We start from the raw sequence: 18,161 nt of genomic DNA, 5'->3' as shown, positions 1-18,161 counted from the left end.
TTGCCTGCGTTTTTAATTATTACGAAATATTTATTATTACATTATCTTGAGTTTAAATAACAATACAGGCGACAACAGGATCGCCCGTATTGTACAACAGTTATTATTGTTAGTTTGCAGGAGCCGCAGGGGTAGTAGTATTTTCAACCGGCCAGGCGCCGGGCCCTACGCTTACACCCTTATTGCTACCTTTTACACCTGCATCTGCACCAAAAAAGTACATTGGCCAGCCATTAAAAGTTAACTGCGGTTTTCCGAATACGGTGATGGTTCCAAACTTTGATTTATCAAGAATGGAAGGCACATTTAACACCTTTGAAATTTGATTGATAGGCCAAACACTGTCATTGCTGAAGTCAGATTTAGTATAAGTGTTAGTATTGGCTTTATCTTTTATAAAGCTATACAGTGTTCTGCCGTAATCATCAGTAATATATTGTACAACCTCAGAACCTGGTTTATACTGACTATTGTATGCTACGCCATCGGCGCCAAGCAATTGCTCATTAGCCAGCATTACAGTATAATCAGGTTTTGATACAAACCAGGTTTTGCCAATGCCATCACCATTAGTGTCGCCTGCTTTGCTGTCACCAGAGTAATAGTACAGCGGCCACCCTTTATAGGTGGTTTGTTTGCTGTTATCGGCACGGGTTATCACTCCAAAGTCTGAACTTTTTAACCCTGTTCCTAATGATGGGGTTGGATCGTAAAAAGCAGGCCATGTTATTGCACAGTTACCATTGCAATTTGACTGGGCAGCTGCATCAACAGAAAAACTATATAAGGAACGTCCTGCTTTGTCGGTCAAAATGCTTCCAAATTTTGCATTATTGGCTAACTGTACAGTTGAGGTTGCCGCAGGAGCCTGGGGCTGCGGGGAGTTGTAAGGAGAATCATTGTTATTATCTTTTGAACAAGATGTAAGGCCAAGTACTATTGCCAGGCCAAGTGTAGTACTTGATTTTAGAAAGTTAATTTTCATAGTCGATTTTTTTAATTGTTTTTGTTTTTATGCTTTACAAAAAAAAATACGCGCTGGCCAGCTTGTTAATTTTTATGTTTAATGTTGGTTTACTGCAATGTCATTTGTTTTAATATGCTGCAAACCGGTAAATAATTTTTACACTGCAAATGTGCTTCACATCCCATTGTTTCACTGCCACCAATATAGGGAGGGCGGTATCACCACAATATGGAACTACATCACCACAATTGGGGATATGGGAACTTTATGAGTACCCCCCTGCGATTATATAGCAGCAGATATTACCTGTTGAATGATTAAATAGGGAGTGATTTCAGGGTGTGGGCAGCCTGAATAACAGGCGGCAATTGCTGGATATGCTGTAGGTGGTTCAGACAGGAATAAACTTCCATGGTAATATTAACTACCTTAAAATTTTTAAATGATGGTATTATTTTAACACCTCTGATTTAGCTATTGTGGGAGTATAATGTTTTAAAAGAGATTATTAAAGTCCATTCTTGCTTGAGCATATCTTATTTCGAGTGGATTATACAATTCTGTTTGCGATGCTACGGGCAAATATTCGATTTAACTTTTTTTAATTTTAGCTGTACTTTGCGCAATATTTATTAATAATTGATTAATATTTTTAACACATTGACAAATTAAAATATATTAAAATATTTAATTTGCAATTCTTAAAAGCAACTTGTGTAAACAATACACTATATTTATTTTAGTAGCCGAACCAATATTATTTATCAATCAGGATAAATGATTTCTACCTAATATTTTTATAACATACTATGTTAAAACTGACAATAATAAACTATAGCATCCTGAAGTAGGAAATGTATTAATGCATTTGTTACTTCATTTAATCATTTTACCAGTAATTGCCGCAAGGCTTATCTCATAATATACTCTGGTAATATGTTTATCATTTCCGTGTTGCTGCCGCAAGGCTCATCTCACAATTAAACCCGGAAAAGATATTTTGTTATAAATTAACCGCTTTTGCCTACACAAGAGCAGGTATCATGTTTTTTTTGATTACTGTTTGGTTATTGCCTACACAATAAGCCTAATAGCATTTTATTGCCTGGATATTTGCTTAAACGCATAACCATATCCGGCTGCAATGTCTCTACCATTGCTTTGAGTCAAAAAAGTTAACACCCGGTTGTAATGTCTCTACCATTGCTTTAACCGGCCTATGAACATAATTTTCTTAACCAATATATTAATCAATTTAATTAAAAATCATGCTTAAAAGTTTACTTCTACAACGAAGATTTCTCGGTATGCTGTTATGCTGCCTGCTATCTTCACTGGGGGTTACGGCCCAAACAAAGTACCATGGCAAAGTCATTGGGAGTGATGACAAACTACCCGTAATTGGCGCATCTGTACGGGTCAAAGGAACCTCAACGGGCACGGTGACGGATACCAATGGCGACTTTACCCTGAGTTTAAAAGAGGGTGATGTAATAACCATCTCCTATATTGGCTACCAACCAACTGATTTAACAGTGGGTACCAATACCAGCCTTAGTATAACCTTAAGGGCCGGTAACAACTCTTTAAATGAAGTTGTTGTTACGGGTTATGGCTCACAACGTAAAAAAGACCTTGTTGGTGCTGTTGCAGTTGTGGATGTGTCAGCCTTGAACAGGCAGCCCACTGCATCTGTAGAAAACCAGTTACAAGGCCAGGCTGCTGGTGTTACTGTAGTTGCATCTGGTCAACCGGGTGAAGCGCCTGCGGTTAAAATTCGTGGGGCCAACACATTTGGAAACAACCAGCCATTATATGTAATTGATGGTGTGCCTACAACCAATGTAACGGACATTAACCCGAATGATGTTGCCAGTATGCAGGTATTGAAGGATGCGAGTTCGGCATCAATCTACGGTGCACGCGCAGCAAATGGCGTTATTATTATTACCACCAAAAAGGGTAATGGTAAAGCAAGCATTTCTTACGATGCCTATTACGGTACCCAGGTACCTAAAGGTGGCAATGTTTATGATTTGCTTAACCCGCAGGAAATGACAGCCCTGAACCGGCTGGCAATTCAAAATACGGCTACATTAAAAGGGATTACGCCTAATTTTAACAGTAATTTATATGGTCCTAACGGAGATGTCCTGCCTGATTATATCAGCGCTGGAGGTGCAGGTCCGGCAGGTATTCACCCCGGCGACCCGGCAGTTGATCCGGCAAAGTATAACGTTAATCCGTTTTATACAACTGGAGACGCGTCTGGTTTTTATCGTATAACCCAGGCAAATAAGGCAGGTACAGACTGGTATCATGAAATATTTAGTTCGGCACCTATACAAAGTCATAATTTGAACGTAAGTGGTAGCTCTGATGTGGCAACGTATTTATTTTCAATGAATTACTTTAATCAGCAGGGTACATTAAAAAATACTTACGATAAACGTTATACCATAAGGGCAAATACCAGCTTTAATATAACCAAGCATATCAGGGTAGGCGAAAACTTTTCTTATTCTTTAACAGAAAATCCGCAGGTAAATCAAAATGACGAAGGCACATCAATTGGTATGTCATTCCGTGAACAACCCATCATTCCGGTATATGACATTATGGGTAATTATGCAGGTTCAAATACAGCAAACTTAGGCAACGCCAGGAATCCTGTTGCTATAGCAGACCGTACCAAAAATAATTACGGTGCATTGAACAGGTTATTTGGAAACGTGTTTGCAGAAGTAGATTTCCTGAAGTATTTTACCCTGCGCACGCAATTTGGTGGTGAATATTATTCAGATTATAACCACAACTTTACGTATCCTGAGTATGAAAATTCTGAAAATGTAAGCACAAACTCTTATGCAGAGAATTCATACAACGCGTATGATTACACCTGGACAAATACATTAACCTATCACCAAACCATCGCTAAACACGACATCAAGGTATTGGTAGGTACAGAGGCTTACAAAAACAGGTATCAAACATTAGGTGCTTCAAACACCGGCTATTTTATATTTGATCCTGACTATACCACCATATCTACCGGCACGGGCACTCCTACCGCCTATAGTAATTTACAAAGAGATAAGTTATTCTCTTATTTAGCCCGTTTAGATTATACTTATAATGATAAATATCTTTTAAACGCGACTATACGCCGTGATGGTTCATCCAGGTTTAAAAACTATCAAACAGGCTGGTTTCCAGCCGTAAGCGCTGGCTGGCGTATATCTCAGGAAGAATTCCTAAAAGGCGCAAGCTGGATAAATGATTTAAAGATAAGGGGTGGTTATGGTATTATGGGTAACCAGATTAACGTTACCCCATCTAACGCTTTCACTACATTTGGTGTTAACAAAACCAATTCCTATTATGATATAACTGGTTCTTCAACCAGTACGGTTCCTGGTTTAACACAAACCCAATATGGTAACCCTGATGCAAAGTGGGAGAAGGATAAAAACTTAAATATTGGTTTTGATGGTTCGTTCTTCAACCAGAAATTGGAGATCTCTGCAGATTATTATAAAAAGATAATCAGCGACCTGTTATTCAATCCAAATCTTCCGGGTACTGCAGGGGTAGCAACGCAACCATATACAAATTCAGGCGAAATGACCAATACAGGTTTGGATTTAGCCATTACAACGCATACCAACCTGACGCATGATCTGAAAATGAATGCGACGTTAACCTTTACTACTTACCACAACGTAATTAAAGCAGTTACATTAGGTCAACCTTATTTTGATCAAAACGCGGGCCGTTTTAATGGTAGCTCAATAGTACGTAACCAGGTTGGTGGCCCTGTAGGTGGTTTCTTTGGTTATAAAACCGATGGTTTTTGGGATTCAAAAGCCGAGATTGATGCAGCCAATGCAGCAGCTGGCGGAACATATCAGAATGACGCCGCGGTGGGCCGTTTTAAATATGCTGATATAAACGGCGACGGGAAAATTACAGCAGATGACCGTACACTGCTTGGCAATCCCAACCCTAAATTTACAGGTGGGCTTAACCTTGATTTTTCCTATAAAAGATTTGATTTGAGCATGTTCTGGTATGGCTCTTATGGCAATAAAATATGGAATGATGTTAAATGGTGGACTGACTTTTACGCAAACTTCCAGGGAGCAAAAAGTAAAACAGCATTATATGATTCCTGGACGCCTACTCACATGGATGCCAAAGCACCTATTCAGGAAATTGATGGTTCATTCAGTACCAATACTGTACCTAACTCCTATTACGTAGAAAATGGTTCTTACCTGCGTTTACGCAACTTACAAATAGGTTATACTTTTGATCCTCAAATATTAAAAACAATAGGTATTGACAGGTTCAGGGTTTATTTATCAGGCGCTAACTTAATTACCATAACCAAATACTCAGGTGTTGATCCAGAAATTGTAGGTGGTGGTAGCAGTACAACTACTATTAACAGTACCACGGGTATCAGTACCGGCGCTGCCAGTACCAGCAGTACAAGCTTTGGTGTTGATCGTGGTAATTACTCCCCGGTGCGTACTTATTTAATTGGTGTACAAGTTAAATTTTAATCATTCAGAAATTATGAAAAGTATACAACGTTTATCAGTCTATGCATTAATTGCAGCTGGTATCATACAGAATTCGTGTAAAAAAGCCTACTTAGATCAACCCGCTTTAGGAGCATTAAGTGTTGAAAATGTAAATACACCCGCCGGGGTTGATGGCCTTTTGATTGGTGCTTATTCGGCCCTTGATGGCCAGCAAGGAACCAATGTTGCCTTTGGCGGCGGTGGTCCCTGGGAAACAGCACCCGATAACTGGATTTATGGAAGTGTTGCCGGTGGCGATGCGCACAAAGGCAGTAGCGGTACCGACCAGCCTGCAATAAATTCTATAGCAACATTTACAGTTGATGCCAGTAATGGCTTTTTAAACAGTAAATGGAAAGCTAATTATGAGGGAATAACCAGGGCCAACAATGTGCTTAAGGCCTTAGCCCAGGTTCCATCCATTACTGATGCTAACAGAACGGTAATAGCAGCTCAGGCCAGGTTTTTACGTGCACACTATTATTTTGATCTGAAAAAACTATTTAATAAAATACCGTATATTGACGAAACCACTGTAAACTATGTACAGCCAAATGATGCGGATATATGGCCGAAGATCGAAGCCGACTTTCAGTATGCTTACGCCAACTTGCCCGGAACCCAAGCGCAAATAGGCCGTGTTAACAAATGGGCTGCTGGTGCATATCTTGCAAAAACATACTTATATGAGAAAAAGTATACCGAAGCAGATAAAACATTTACAGAAGTTATAACAAGTGGAACCAACCCTGCCGGTGTAGCTTACGGATTAGTGGATAATTATGAAGATAACTTTAGCGCCGCAACCAAAAACAGCAAGGAAACCGTATTTGCAATACAACAAGCTGCAAATGATGGTACCAATACAATCAGCGAGGCAAATAACTTTGACATGCTGAACTTTCCGTACAATGGCCCTTTTTCATGCTGCGGTTTTTTCCAGCCTTCCGAGGATCTGGCAAACTCCTTCCGGACAGATGCTGCGGGTTTACCTTATTTGGATGATTATAATTCACACCCGCTCGTTACCGATATGAATATTTCCTCAACTACTGCCTTTACCCCTGATGCCGGCAATGTTGATCCGCGTTTAGACTGGACAGTTGGCCGCCGAGGCATACCTTACCTTGATTGGGGTAACCACCCTGGCCAGGCCTGGATCCGTGAGCAAAGTTCTGCTGGTCCTTACTCTCCTAAAAAGAATGTTTATTTCCAGGCAACACAGGGTAAATATGCAGATAGTCATTCCTGGGCACCAGGTTCGGCCAACCAGGTTAACATTATTCGGTTTGCCGACGTTTTATTGATGGCTGCAGAGGCTAAAGCACAATTAGGCAGCGGCGATTTAGGTTTGGCTTATGTTAACCGTGTACGTACAAGAGCTGCCAACACCGCAGGTTTTGTATATACCTATCAGGATCCAAAGGCCCCAATGGCAGGATATACCACTACTCCAGCAGCAAAATATGTGATTAGTCCATATCCGGCTGGTTATTTTTCAAGTCAGGCTTTAGCATTAAAAGCTATTTACTTTGAGCGTAAACTGGAGTTAGGTATGGAAGGTCACCGGTTTTTCGACATCTCCCGCTGGGGAATAGCGCAGCAGGCTTTGGCCAATTACTTTAATTTTGATGGCAAAACAATAAGCGACGTAGCCGGAGCTCATTTTACGCCAAATAAAAATGAGTATTATCCAATACCACAACCACAAATAGATATTGAAACTATAGGAGGCGTTGCTAATTTGAAGCAAAACCCAGGTTATTAATTTAATAAAACAAAGCAGAATAATATAAAGAGGCAGCCCCGGTTGCCTCTTTACATTATCTTCATTAAATCATAATAGTATAAAATCCCCAAACTACACGCTACAGAGAACAATGGCATTAAAAAAACATCACATTATCCCTTTCATAGGGTGTTTATTTATAACTGCTATTTGTTTCGTTTCCATCAATTGCAACCAGGATAATAAAAAAGATACTACCAAAAACGATGGCAAATCCCTTTCTGAAAAATACTGTAAAAGCTGTCACCAATATGTAGGAGCAGATATGCTTGATCAGGAAACATGGGTAAAACATGTATTACCAGCTATGGCGCCCCATTTGGGCATAAAGGTTTATGCAGAAGACATGTATGTAAATGCCCCGTCTTCCAATTCGGCCCTGCCTTACGAAGACTGGTTAAAAATAGTCGATTATTATAAAACCGCGTCGCCAAAAGCACTTAAGCGAGCCGCGGTACCAGTTGCTCCGGTTAATGATTGGGGTGTTTTCACTTTATTAAAACCAATCAATGATAAGGGATCGGCTTCTACAACTACACTGGTAGCATTTGACACTATTGGCCACACGATCATTACCAGTAACAGATTGAATAACAGCATTTATCAATGGTCAAATCAACTAAAATTGAAATCATCGCACTCTTATAATTCGCCAGCTGTTGATGTTCAGTTCCGGATAGATGCCCGGGGACACGAGTTGGGTTCCTTTACATTTATTGGCTCTATGGATGCAATTGATATATCAAACGGTTACCTAACCGATATCATGCTTGATCCACCAGGCAACCAGGAAGGTAAAATAATTGCGGATAAACTGCCGCGACCGGTGCAGTCTTTATCTGCAGATTTTGATAAGGACGGGCTCGAAGACAGGTTGATATGTGGTTTCGGCCACAATATGGGAGGGCTATACTGGTATAAGCAATCAATAAATAAATCTTTTGAAAAAAAAATAATCAGTACTATGCCCGGTGCGGAACATGCCGTTATCGGTGATTTTAATCATGATGGATGGCCCGATGCTGTTTGTTTGTTCGCGCAGGCCGATGAAGGGATATGGCTATTTTTGAATGATCATAAAGGCGGCTTTACTACTACTAACCTTTTAAAGTTTCCACCGGTTTATGGGTCCAGCAGTTTTCAGCTTGTTGATTTTAACCATGATGGAAAGCTGGATATATTATATACCAGCGGTGATAACAGTGATTATTCAAAAATCCTAAAGCCTTTTCATGGAGTTTATATTTATTTAAATCAGGGAAATTTTAAATACAAACAAGCATACTTTTATCCTGTAAACGGTGCTACCAAAGCAATAGCAGCAGATTTTAATGGCGATGGTAAACTTGACATTGCTTTAATCGCATTTTTTCCGGATCTGAAAAATAACCCGGCCGAAGGATTTACCTATTTTGAGCAGGACAAGCCAATGCATTTCATCCCCCATAATTTACCTATCGAAAACGAAGGCCGGTGGATATGCATGGATGTAGCCGATTACGATGCAGATGGAAAACCAGACATTATATTGGGGAATTACGCCTTAGGCTTTATCAATGAAGATGGATTAAAACCTACCTGGAATACACGTATTCCGTTTGTTATACTTAAAAATACAGGCATCCCGGCAGCACGGGCAGTCAAAAATTAATCATACCACAAATATTAGGCTTTTAAGTATAAATAAGCGTGAATTAGTTAAGAAATAACCAGCTGAAAGTTGCATAAACAATGAACTTATTTTATATTTACAGTACATATTACAAATAATACCTATTGAAAAAAATTGCGGCCATATTACTGTTATTCCTCCACCTTTATAGCTTGGTTGGCGATACCGCTTTACATCAATACCTTACCTATTGCGCTGATAAGTTTTTTAATGAACAAGCATCCAAAGGCCTGTATAATACTCATGATCTGGAAGAGGTAAAAGTACCTGTCAATCTTCCGGGCATCAGGGATTGGGTTAAATATGAAAATATAAGCGGGCAAATACGCTTTGGTAATAATGCCTATAATTATGTGCAGATGCGGGTAACCCGCCATGCTTTATTTCTTAAATGCATTCCAAATTATCGTGCAACCATACTGAACGCGCACAACATACTCCATGCCGAACCCATAAAGGACATACCTGTTCCACAGAAAGAACATGTTCCTCCTGTAAAGGTTATACAAATGGATTTTTTGGATCTTACCGCTCTTAATGTTGTTCTTGAATCACCTTTAACTACAATTACTCCGTTTAATACGGCTTATTTTCAACCAGAAACCAGTTGTTATATCGTAATGCCTAAACAACCACCAAGGCACCTCGGATAAATAGTCCCGATTATTGTTCACTATCCTTTATTGTCAGCTGTTTTATATAACCGGTTTTATGTACGATAAGTATGCATACATACCAACCGATTAAACTGACGTTGATGGATTACCTGCAATATATCGCGAACTATTATCAGCTCCCTTTAAGTTTATAATAATTCTTTTATAATATAAACAGCAGCTAACGCAATTGCATTGGAGGCGTGTTTATGCCCATTTCATAAATTTTAATAATAATATCAAAAAATATAATATGCTGTAAAAAGCTTGTTACTGACCATACAATTTCAATAAAACGTGCGCTTAAATACAACGATTTTATGAAATTGCCAAGACCTTAGATTGTAGAGATCTGAGTTTAGTTGATCGATGTTTGTAGGAACATTGAAGCGCTCCGGGGTGAGATACGGAGCGCTTTTTCATGATTTCCGGTCCTCCCCTTCCCTTTTTGATAAACCGCTTTTATTTCAGACTGACGTACTGACAATCAATTAAGTTCCAACCCTTAAATCTTGATCAAAGAAGAAATAAACACTAATTATTTAATTGCATAAGACAGGATAACCCCAAGTAATGCGGAAGCGGCAAAACTAAACAATGTGCCTACAAGTATATATTCTGTTTTCTTCTCGGTCTTTTTATCCTTATCACCAAACCTAAGTATGGATTTGGCAGTCATCAGGAAGCCGATAGCAGTATATTGATTGGTTAATACAAAGGTTAAAATTAAGGCCCTTTCACATATTCCTATCCATTTACCTGCATCAGCCAGCCCTTCTCTCGCGCTCTCAGTTGTAGCCAATTCATTCCGCCATTTGCTTGTTGCCATTCCTATCAATATGCCTAACGGCCATGTTACCAGTATATAGCCTAAGGTTAATATCCAAAAATTGTTATTTGAGGTTATTTCACGTAACGCTGTTATGATCGCAGCCCACTGATGATCAACAATTAACCAAATTATAGTGATTACCAACAGGTGCATGGCCTGGTCTGCCAGGAAAGTATATATATTATCGGGCAGATAAGATTTTATAATGTCAATGAGGTAATGGGAAATAAAAATAACCAGGGGTATCCACCAGCAATTGTATAAGCCCGAAAAAGCATAAGCAAATAATGTTGTGAGGCATACATGCCATAGTAAACCGATTGATCTTATTTTATTTTCTTTTCGGTCAATTACCCATGCAGTGGGCTGAAATACAAAGTCGGTAAGTAAATGCGCTGTAATTAATCGTAGCAATAAACCTGTCAGCATATCCTATTCTTTAATTAATTGTATAATATAATCAATTCCTTCCTGTATAGTTTTCCAGTTAGCAACCCTCAACCTATTATTTACTGCACCTTGTTGTATCCCTAATTCTTCGGCCATTTTGGTTTGTGTGTAGCCGTTTATGGCCAAAAAGATTACTTCAGCCTGGCTGGTTGTCCATTGGTTTATAATGATATTCGCAAATGTAAGGATTATCGCAATTTGTTCGTTAATACGTTCATCGGCGGTATTGATTCTTAATATTTCATTATCCGCCATTTTATCAAAATTTCTTCCTGATAGGTGGAAAGCCTCTCCATCAGAATCTAACACAGATTTGCCATTATAAGCAATACTGCCTATCCCAATTGAAACCCGTGAACCTAAGTTGATTTTGTTTTTATTGTCAGAATGCTTTTTAAACCAGCAGATCAGTTGAATGCCTTTCTTTATAGCTTCTCCGGTATCCCCCATCATTAGCTGGTAGCTATCGCCCCGGAATACCTCAGCAAGGTTGGGTTGCTTAACCCATGATTTTATTAAAACTTCTGTTTTATTAATAAGATTTAGCCTGTCCTTATCCTTTAAACTGGTAAAGTTGATGATATCACCCGTTAAAACCGCGTATTTTTCCATGAGTTCATTTTATCAAGTATTTACTTGATAATACAAATATATCAATCATTTACTTGATAAATACAAATTATTAATCATTTACTTGATAATTATATATAAAGACGCTGAATACTGAACGAGAGGTAATTCGGTTTTTAAGACAAAAAAAAACCACCGAATCTTATATTCGGTGGTCATATTGATCAGTTTTAGCCGCGGTATTATCGGATATAACCGGTGCAGCTAACTTTTTAGCTTATTCGGCAGCGGCCCGTTCATTAATAAAACTTTCAGCAACATTTGTCAGAGCCACATCAGTGGCCTTTTCATTTTCAAGTGTTTGAGATAACAGCCTTTCCACATCTGCATGTCCCATATTTTGTGCAAAAACCCTAAGGGTGCCGTAAGTAGCTATCTCATAATGTTCTACCTTTTGAGCCGCCAAGATAAGGCCAGCATCACGTATTAAAGTTCCGGCTGTGGTGTCTTCAATAATACCGTTGGCTTCTTCCAGCAAACCGGCCATTGCATCACATTTTTTAGCTGCCACTTTTTCTCCCAGTAATTCAAATACCTTTTCCAGCGTATCAACGTGCGTTAGAGTCTCCTGCGTATGTTTATCAAACGCGGCGGCCAGCTCCGGGCTTGTTGCAGCCTTTTTCATTTTAGGTAAAGCCTTTACCAGGTGTTTTTCTGCCCAGTATATGTCTTTCAGTTCGTCTACAAAAAATTCATGAAATTCTGAATTTTCCATTTTCCCGTTTTTTGTTGTAGCGGTTTTATTTCCGCCTTTTGTTAAAGTTGCCATAGGTATTTCATTTATAATTTAAGATGTACACTAATAACCCCGACTAAAAGTAAAAGTTTTACTTATTCTGTCAATTATTTACTAATTAGTAAATTATTAAGTAATAAATTAAATACACCATTCAAACATTACCCCACATTTCTTTGTAGTAAATAAAATTTTACCAAATAAGCGCGGCTATCATGACCAAGAAAAAAAATTTATTTGAACGATTTGCAAACTGGGCAACTGTAGCTACCGGTAGTTCCGGCGCCTTCATTATTGCAGTTTCTGCTATTGTCATCTGGCTTATAACGGGTCCTATTTTTAAGTATTCAGATACCTGGCAACTCATCATCAATACCGGTACTACTATTATCACCTTTTTAATGGTTTTCCTGATCCAAAAATCACAAAACAAGGATTCAAAAGCCATTCATTTGAAATTGAATGAACTCCTGGCCTCACACGAAGGCACCAGTAACCGTATGGTTGATGTTGAGGACCTAACCGAAGAAGAGCTTGACCGGTTACACAAATTTTATATACAACTATCCAACCTTGCCCACAAGGAAGATAATCTTACACGTACCCATTCCATTGACGCGGCCAAAGAAAATCATAAAGTAAAATTGAGCAGGTATCAGAAACAGAAGCAGCCATAAACGTATCCAGAAAAGGATCGTTCGCGCCCCTCTTCTAACACGTTAGCTTTATCATTTTTTGGAATTGAATAAGTAAAGGCCTGTTGCAATCCCTGCCAAAAGACCAGCTATTATATATTTGCGATGTGCCTTTGGTTTACCAGGCGAACCAAAGCCTCCATTAGCGCTCATACCGTAATTAACCGTATTAAAAAGATTCCCGTTGGTGGATGCCATTGGCTCTGCAGCATTAAAGTAACGACGCATTACAGCACCTGTTATTTTTGTAGTTAACTCAGGGAATATAGCGTGTGATAGCTTCAGCAATAAAGATGCGCTGCCAACATAAGTATTTGCCTTTGGATGCATAGCCACCTTTACCATGGCCTGTGCCACCCTTTTAGGGTCGTAAACAGGCGGGGCTGGTTTTAATGTCCTTTCCGTATAGTTTGCAGCATGCAGTACACCAGGTGTATCCAAAAAGGCAGGGAAAAGGTCGCAAACATAAATATCCGGCCATGCGTTCAGTTCGGCTTTGATAGCTTCAGAAAAACCACGTAAGCCAAATTTACTGGCTGTATAACCTGCGCCATAAGGTACAGGTAAAAAACCGCCTATTGATATGTTATTGATCAGGATACCTTTTTGCTGTTCTTTAAAAATGGGCATAACCGCATGAGTACCATTCATATAACCTAATAAATTGGTTTCGATCACTTGTGCATGTACCTCCATTGGTGTCTTGTCAAAATCGCCGGCTGCAAGTACACCCGCATTATTGATCCATACATCAATTTGACCTTGCCAATCTTTTGCGGCATTAGCCAAATTGATCAGGGCTTTAGGATCAGTCACATCGGTTACCACAACCAGTGCATCTGAACCTAATACACCGCACTCGGCAGCCAACTCATCTAAGGCAACTTCATTTCGCGCTGCCAGCACCAGGCCCACACCATATGGCGCAAACTCCAGGGCCGCTGCTCGTCCCGCACCACTGGACGCACCCGTTATCACAATCGTTTTTCCTGTTAATAAGCTCTTCTTCATAGTTTAATAACCTATTTACACTGCTTGTGTTTGCATAAAAAAAGAAGTCGCCTTTAAAAGCTTATCGAAATACATAATGGTCGCTTAAGATTCATATGATGTGAATAAACCAAAATTCTTTTTCTTACCTTCTCTAATGCAGAAAACCCATAAATATTAAACAAAAATCAATAATTTCGGCTTCATCCCGGTATGGTCAACAGGCCTATCAAACCAGACAAATGGAAGCGAAAGAAATATTAAAACAGCATATTGCCAAAACGGCCACACTGACTGATGAGCAGTTTGATTATTTTTTTTCGCATTTCAAACCGCAATCTTACAAAAAGGGGCAGGTAGTGATTAGCGAGGGCGACAAGGTAGACCACGAATACTTTGTGATTTCTGGCTGCTTAAAAGCCTTTTACATCAACGACGACATCAAAATGTATATCCTGCAGTTTGCTATGCCCACCTGGTGGACCTCTGATTACGGCGCTTTATACAATCAAACCAGGGCCACCATTAATATAGATTGTATCACCGACGCAGAAATACTCTGCCTTTCCAATCATGACCGCGAAAAAATATGCAGCGAACTGCACCAGGCCGAACACTTTTTTCGCTGGCGCACCAACAAAGGTTACCTGGCTTCGCAAAAAAGGCTTCTGTCATTTATGAATAATGATACCAAAGCCCGTTATGAAGAACTCCTGTCATTATATCCTCAACTGTATAACCTGGTTCCCAAACACCTTATAGCCGCCTACCTCGGTGTTTCAAGAGAAACGCTCAGCAGGCTTTATAATGCCCATAAATAACGCAGATACGAATGTGATGTACATCACGTAGTCACCTGAAATTTCCTGCCGTCCTTTGTACTATCAAATCATTAACGATTGATAATATAAAGAAATGGAAACTAAAAATTTTGAAATTGTAAGCGCACAAAGCAACATAGATTGGACCGGCAAAAAAGTAACCGGCGCGCATAATGGTACTATCGCCCTTAAAGAAGGTACACTGACACTGAATAAAGGTCAGCTTATCGGCGGGAATTTTGTTATTGACACAACCTCCATAAAAATACTGGATATTACTGATCCGGATACTAACGCTCAATTTGCAGGCCACCTGTTTTCTGCAGATTTTTTCGCGACAGATCAATTTCCGGCAGCCTCATTTGACATTACCCGTATAGACCAGGTAAAGGACGGCGATCATTTGATTACCGGCAACCTGACCATCAAAGGTATTACACACCCGTTAAGCTTTCCGGCCGATGTACAGGTATCTCCTGATCAAATAACCGCATCGGGCAAGATCATTGTTGACCGCACCAAATATGATATGAAGTTCCGTTCAGGTAACTTTTTTACTAACCTGGGCGATACACTCATCTACAATGAATTTGAACTCGACGTTCAATTAACCGCATCAGCCACCCTTTAAATTTAAAGCCATGCCATACGTAAAAATAGAGGTAACCCGCGAAGGTGTTACCCGCGAACAAAAACAAACCCTGATTGCAGGAGTAACCAAACTCATCACTGAAGTATTGGATAAAGACCCAAAACTCACCCACGTGGTAATACAGGAAATCGAACTGGATGACTGGGGTTATGCAGGCGAACAGGTATCCGTGCTCCGCGAAAAGGGGATAACAGCTAAAAGATAATTTAAATAACAATTTATAAACAAGATCATGAAAACACAAACCATTATAGTAACCGGCGCATCAACAGGCATTGGCAAGGCCATCGCTGGTTTATTTTTACAACACGGCCATAACGTGGTCATTAACTCGGCTAACGAAGAAAATTTAAAGGCAACCTTTAACGAACTGGGTCATCATGACCAGTTGGCTATGGTTACCGGCGACATTAGCCGCCCAGCCACAGGCCAACAATTGGTTAATACAGCTGTAACACGCTTTGGCGCTGTAGATGTACTGGTAAACAATGCCGGTATATTTGAACCAAAACCTTTTTTAGATGTTGATGAAGCGCACCTCGACAGCTTTTTAAACATCAACCTAAAAGGCACTTACTTTACCAGCCAGGCAGCTATTAAACAGATGCTGAAACAAGGCGAAGGTTCCATCATTAACATAGGAACGGTACTGGTTGATCATGCCATTGGTGGTTTTCCAGCTACCGCGCCTATTTCAAGCAAAGGTGGCATCCACGCTTTAACCAGGCAGCTGGCTACCGAGTTTGGTAAAAACAATATTCGTGTAAACGCCATAGCACCGGGCATTATCAGGAGCCCGCTGCAGGCTAAAACCGGGGTTAGCAATGCAGATAGCCTTGCTGGTCTGCATTTACTTAACCGCATTGGCGAAACACAGGATGTTGCCGAGTTGGCCCTTTACCTGGCAAGCAGTAATTTTGTGACCGGCGAGATCATCAATTTAGATGGCGGTCATGTTTCTGGTCACCACATCGCATAATAGCCGGATAAACCAAGGTAAATAACAAACAGGTATGCAAAGGGCACCATGGCCGGTGCATACCTTATTACCATAAAAGAAAAAAGATGAACAATTATTCAGATAATGCAACAGCTGTAGCAGCTGTATTATCAACCTACTTTGAGGGTATTTTTAATGGGGATGCAGAACTGCTTCGCAGTGCATTCCATCCGCAGGCACTGGTAATTGGCGATATTAACGGCCAGCCATATTTTAAAAGCCTTGACCAATATATTGACGGTGTTAAAAATCGAAAAAGCCCACGTGAGCTGAACGAAACATTTCGCATGGAAATATTATCCATAGAAATTATCAATTCCATTGCCATTGTTAAAGCACGTGTACCTATGTTTGACTTTAATTACTATGATCTCCTTTCCCTGAATAAAATCGATGAAAAATGGGTCATCGTTAATAAATTACTAACCAATGTAAAGGTTTAAAGCCATGTGGAACCAAACTAAGATAACCGCGCTTTTTGGCATACAATATCCCATCCTTTTAGGGCCTATGGGCGGTGGTTTCTCCACACCACAACTTTTGGCTGCTGTATCAAACGCCGGCGGGTTAGGAAGTTTAGGAGCTTATACGCTTACCCCAGAGCAGATACTGGAAGCAGATAAAACCATTAAGGAGCAAACAAATAAGCCATATAACATTAACCTCTGGGTTTCGGACGTTGACGAACGCTTAACTAACTATCCGACCGAAAGCCTGGAAAAAGTAAAAGCACTGTTTAAACCTTACTTTGATGAGCTGAGTATCCCACTGCCTCAACTGGATACAAATATCCCTTCAAAATTCATGAAACAGGTTGAAGTCCTGTTTGAGATCAGGCCCGCGGTGTTCAGTTTTATATTTGGTATCCCGTCAACGGAGATATTGGACGAAGCCCGCAGGCTTGGGATTAAAACCATTGGCGCAGCTACTACGCTTGATGAAGCCTTAGCTTTGGAAGAAGCAAAGGTTGATGCTATTGTTGCAGCCGGGTTTGAGGCTGGTGGCCACCGTCCCTCGTTCCTCAAGCCGGCACATGATTCTTTAACCGGGACTTTCTCTCTCATACAACAGCTGAAGGCTAAAATAAAAACACCTGTTATTGCTGCAGGTGGCATTGCTGATGGTAAGGGAATTGCAGCCGCGTTAACTTTGGGTGCCGACGCGGTTCAGTTAGGAACAGCGTTTTTAATTACCGACGAATCAAACGCGACACCTGTTCACAAAGCCGCGCTTTTATCTGATGAATCCAGGTACACTGTACTTTCCAAATCATTAACCGGCCGGATGGGCAGGATGATCCGCAACCGCATTTCTGAAGAAGTTAAGTATGAAACCGAGGTGCTACCCTTCCCTTTGCAAACCCGGCTAATGGGGCCACTAAGAGCCGCGGCTATTGCCCAGGGCAAAACAGATATGATCAATTTTTGGTCGGGACAAAGCGCAGTTAGTTTGAAACATACCAAAGCTACCGAGCTAATGCAAGCCCTGATAACTGAAACTCAGCTCATTTTAAAGCATTGATTATGCTCAATGCACTCTGTAAAGAGTAAATGAACAAACAAAATCGTTCAATAAACAGTTGTTAACAAGGTTGATCATGCTGAATGTCTGTAATGTCATTTATTGCATTTTTGCCATAACTTTTACTCCATTGTAAGTTTATGTGCATTTACAGTATAAAT

Annotated in this window: 16 protein-coding genes; 11 read left to right on the top strand and 5 right to left on the bottom strand. The window is 40.1% G+C overall.

What is annotated here, in order from left to right; translation table 11 throughout:
• Positions 1 to 109 precede the first annotated feature (109 nt).
• Positions 110 to 985, bottom strand: coding sequence for a hypothetical protein (locus M2273_RS12620; protein WP_429397275.1), 876 nt, complete (start codon positions 983 to 985; stop codon positions 110 to 112).
• 1,250 nt (positions 986 to 2,235) lie between these two features.
• Between M2273_RS12620 and M2273_RS12615 the strand changes: the two genes are divergently transcribed.
• The 4 genes from M2273_RS12615 to M2273_RS12600 all read left to right on the top strand — a co-directional run bounded on the left by M2273_RS12615 (position 2,236) and on the right by M2273_RS12600 (position 9,670).
• Positions 2,236 to 5,535, top strand: a complete 3,300-nt coding sequence (locus M2273_RS12615; protein WP_429397273.1) for a SusC/RagA family TonB-linked outer membrane protein — start codon at positions 2,236 to 2,238, stop codon at positions 5,533 to 5,535.
• Positions 5,536 to 5,548: 13 nt separating this feature from the next.
• Positions 5,549 to 7,324, top strand: a complete 1,776-nt coding sequence (locus tag M2273_RS12610; protein ID WP_429397272.1) for a RagB/SusD family nutrient uptake outer membrane protein — start codon at positions 5,549 to 5,551, stop codon at positions 7,322 to 7,324.
• A 112-nt stretch (positions 7,325 to 7,436) separates the two neighbouring features.
• Positions 7,437 to 8,996: an FG-GAP repeat domain-containing protein gene (locus M2273_RS12605; RefSeq protein ID WP_429397270.1), complete on the top strand. Its 1,560-nt coding sequence runs from the start codon at positions 7,437 to 7,439 to the stop codon at positions 8,994 to 8,996.
• Positions 8,997 to 9,121: 125 nt separating this feature from the next.
• Positions 9,122 to 9,670 (top strand): hypothetical protein, encoded by a 549-nt coding sequence (locus M2273_RS12600; RefSeq protein WP_429397269.1) that lies wholly within the window; start codon positions 9,122 to 9,124, stop codon positions 9,668 to 9,670.
• Between the two features lie 541 nt (positions 9,671 to 10,211).
• On the opposite strand, the gene M2273_RS12595 is transcribed toward M2273_RS12600, so the two are convergent.
• From M2273_RS12595 to M2273_RS12585, 3 genes are all read right to left on the bottom strand, one after another.
• Positions 10,212 to 10,934: a DUF3307 domain-containing protein gene (locus tag M2273_RS12595; protein ID WP_429397267.1), complete on the bottom strand. Its 723-nt coding sequence runs from the start codon at positions 10,932 to 10,934 to the stop codon at positions 10,212 to 10,214.
• Between the two features lie 3 nt (positions 10,935 to 10,937).
• A complete protein-coding gene (locus M2273_RS12590) occupies positions 10,938 to 11,567 on the bottom strand; it encodes a hypothetical protein (RefSeq protein ID WP_429397265.1) in 630 nt (209 codons plus the stop codon).
• Positions 11,568 to 11,802: 235 nt separating this feature from the next.
• Positions 11,803 to 12,354 (bottom strand): ferritin-like domain-containing protein, encoded by a 552-nt coding sequence (locus tag M2273_RS12585; RefSeq protein ID WP_429397263.1) that lies wholly within the window; start codon positions 12,352 to 12,354, stop codon positions 11,803 to 11,805.
• A gap of 182 nt (positions 12,355 to 12,536) precedes the next feature.
• On the opposite strand from M2273_RS12585, the gene M2273_RS12580 reads away from it, so the two are divergent.
• Entirely contained in the window at positions 12,537 to 12,998 is a 462-nt protein-coding gene (locus M2273_RS12580) for a low affinity iron permease family protein (RefSeq protein ID WP_429397261.1), read from the top strand.
• Between the two features lie 51 nt (positions 12,999 to 13,049).
• Here the strand turns inward: M2273_RS12580 and M2273_RS12575 are convergent, their stop codons facing one another.
• Positions 13,050 to 14,027 carry an SDR family oxidoreductase gene (locus tag M2273_RS12575; RefSeq protein WP_429397259.1) on the bottom strand — a complete coding sequence of 326 codons (978 nt, stop codon included), beginning with the start codon at positions 14,025 to 14,027 and terminating at the stop codon, positions 13,050 to 13,052.
• A 221-nt stretch (positions 14,028 to 14,248) separates the two neighbouring features.
• Between M2273_RS12575 and M2273_RS12570 the strand changes: the two genes are divergently transcribed.
• From M2273_RS12570 to M2273_RS12545, 6 genes are all read left to right on the top strand, one after another.
• The gene (locus M2273_RS12570) at positions 14,249 to 14,827 is read left to right on the top strand and encodes a Crp/Fnr family transcriptional regulator (RefSeq protein WP_429397257.1); all 579 of its coding nucleotides are present in this window, start codon (positions 14,249 to 14,251) and stop codon (positions 14,825 to 14,827) included.
• 94 nt (positions 14,828 to 14,921) lie between these two features.
• On the top strand, positions 14,922 to 15,458 hold the full coding sequence (locus M2273_RS12565; protein WP_429397253.1) for a YceI family protein: 537 nt from the start codon (positions 14,922 to 14,924) through the stop codon (positions 15,456 to 15,458).
• A 10-nt stretch (positions 15,459 to 15,468) separates the two neighbouring features.
• The gene (locus M2273_RS12560; RefSeq protein WP_256540892.1) at positions 15,469 to 15,684 is read left to right on the top strand and encodes a tautomerase family protein; all 216 of its coding nucleotides are present in this window, start codon (positions 15,469 to 15,471) and stop codon (positions 15,682 to 15,684) included.
• Between the two features lie 27 nt (positions 15,685 to 15,711).
• Positions 15,712 to 16,458, top strand: coding sequence for an SDR family NAD(P)-dependent oxidoreductase (locus M2273_RS12555; protein ID WP_429397251.1), 747 nt, complete (start codon positions 15,712 to 15,714; stop codon positions 16,456 to 16,458).
• Between the two features lie 86 nt (positions 16,459 to 16,544).
• On the top strand, positions 16,545 to 16,922 hold the full coding sequence (locus M2273_RS12550) for a nuclear transport factor 2 family protein (RefSeq protein WP_429397249.1): 378 nt from the start codon (positions 16,545 to 16,547) through the stop codon (positions 16,920 to 16,922).
• A gap of 4 nt (positions 16,923 to 16,926) precedes the next feature.
• Positions 16,927 to 18,000, top strand: coding sequence for an NAD(P)H-dependent flavin oxidoreductase (locus M2273_RS12545; protein WP_429397248.1), 1,074 nt, complete (start codon positions 16,927 to 16,929; stop codon positions 17,998 to 18,000).
• Positions 18,001 to 18,161 lie beyond the last annotated feature (161 nt).

It is taken from the genome of Mucilaginibacter lappiensis (genome assembly GCF_050433765.1).
Classification (GTDB): Bacteria; Bacteroidota; Bacteroidia; order Sphingobacteriales; family Sphingobacteriaceae; genus Mucilaginibacter; species Mucilaginibacter lappiensis_A.
This window is presented reverse-complemented; position numbering and strand designations above follow the sequence as displayed.

Excerpts from the sequence above, each read along its gene's own strand:
- M2273_RS12545 (WP_429397248.1), top strand. The coding sequence starts at position 16,927 with ATGTGGAACCAAACTAAGATAACCGCGCTTTTTGGCATACAATATCCC.
- M2273_RS12590 (WP_429397265.1), bottom strand. The coding sequence starts at position 11,567 with ATGGAAAAATACGCGGTTTTAACGGGTGATATCATCAACTTTACCAGT.
- M2273_RS12575 (WP_429397259.1), bottom strand. The coding sequence starts at position 14,027 with ATGAAGAAGAGCTTATTAACAGGAAAAACGATTGTGATAACGGGTGCG.
- M2273_RS12560 (WP_256540892.1), top strand. The coding sequence starts at position 15,469 with ATGCCATACGTAAAAATAGAGGTAACCCGCGAAGGTGTTACCCGCGAA.
- M2273_RS12585 (WP_429397263.1), bottom strand. The coding sequence starts at position 12,354 with ATGGCAACTTTAACAAAAGGCGGAAATAAAACCGCTACAACAAAAAAC.
- M2273_RS12570 (WP_429397257.1), top strand. The coding sequence starts at position 14,249 with ATGGAAGCGAAAGAAATATTAAAACAGCATATTGCCAAAACGGCCACA.
- M2273_RS12565 (WP_429397253.1), top strand. The coding sequence starts at position 14,922 with ATGGAAACTAAAAATTTTGAAATTGTAAGCGCACAAAGCAACATAGAT.
- M2273_RS12610 (WP_429397272.1), top strand. The coding sequence starts at position 5,549 with ATGAAAAGTATACAACGTTTATCAGTCTATGCATTAATTGCAGCTGGT.
- M2273_RS12605 (WP_429397270.1), top strand. The coding sequence starts at position 7,437 with ATGGCATTAAAAAAACATCACATTATCCCTTTCATAGGGTGTTTATTT.
- M2273_RS12555 (WP_429397251.1), top strand. The coding sequence starts at position 15,712 with ATGAAAACACAAACCATTATAGTAACCGGCGCATCAACAGGCATTGGC.
- M2273_RS12620 (WP_429397275.1), bottom strand. The coding sequence starts at position 985 with ATGAAAATTAACTTTCTAAAATCAAGTACTACACTTGGCCTGGCAATA.
- M2273_RS12595 (WP_429397267.1), bottom strand. The coding sequence starts at position 10,934 with ATGCTGACAGGTTTATTGCTACGATTAATTACAGCGCATTTACTTACC.
- M2273_RS12550 (WP_429397249.1), top strand. The coding sequence starts at position 16,545 with ATGAACAATTATTCAGATAATGCAACAGCTGTAGCAGCTGTATTATCA.
- M2273_RS12580 (WP_429397261.1), top strand. The coding sequence starts at position 12,537 with ATGACCAAGAAAAAAAATTTATTTGAACGATTTGCAAACTGGGCAACT.
- M2273_RS12615 (WP_429397273.1), top strand. The coding sequence starts at position 2,236 with ATGCTTAAAAGTTTACTTCTACAACGAAGATTTCTCGGTATGCTGTTA.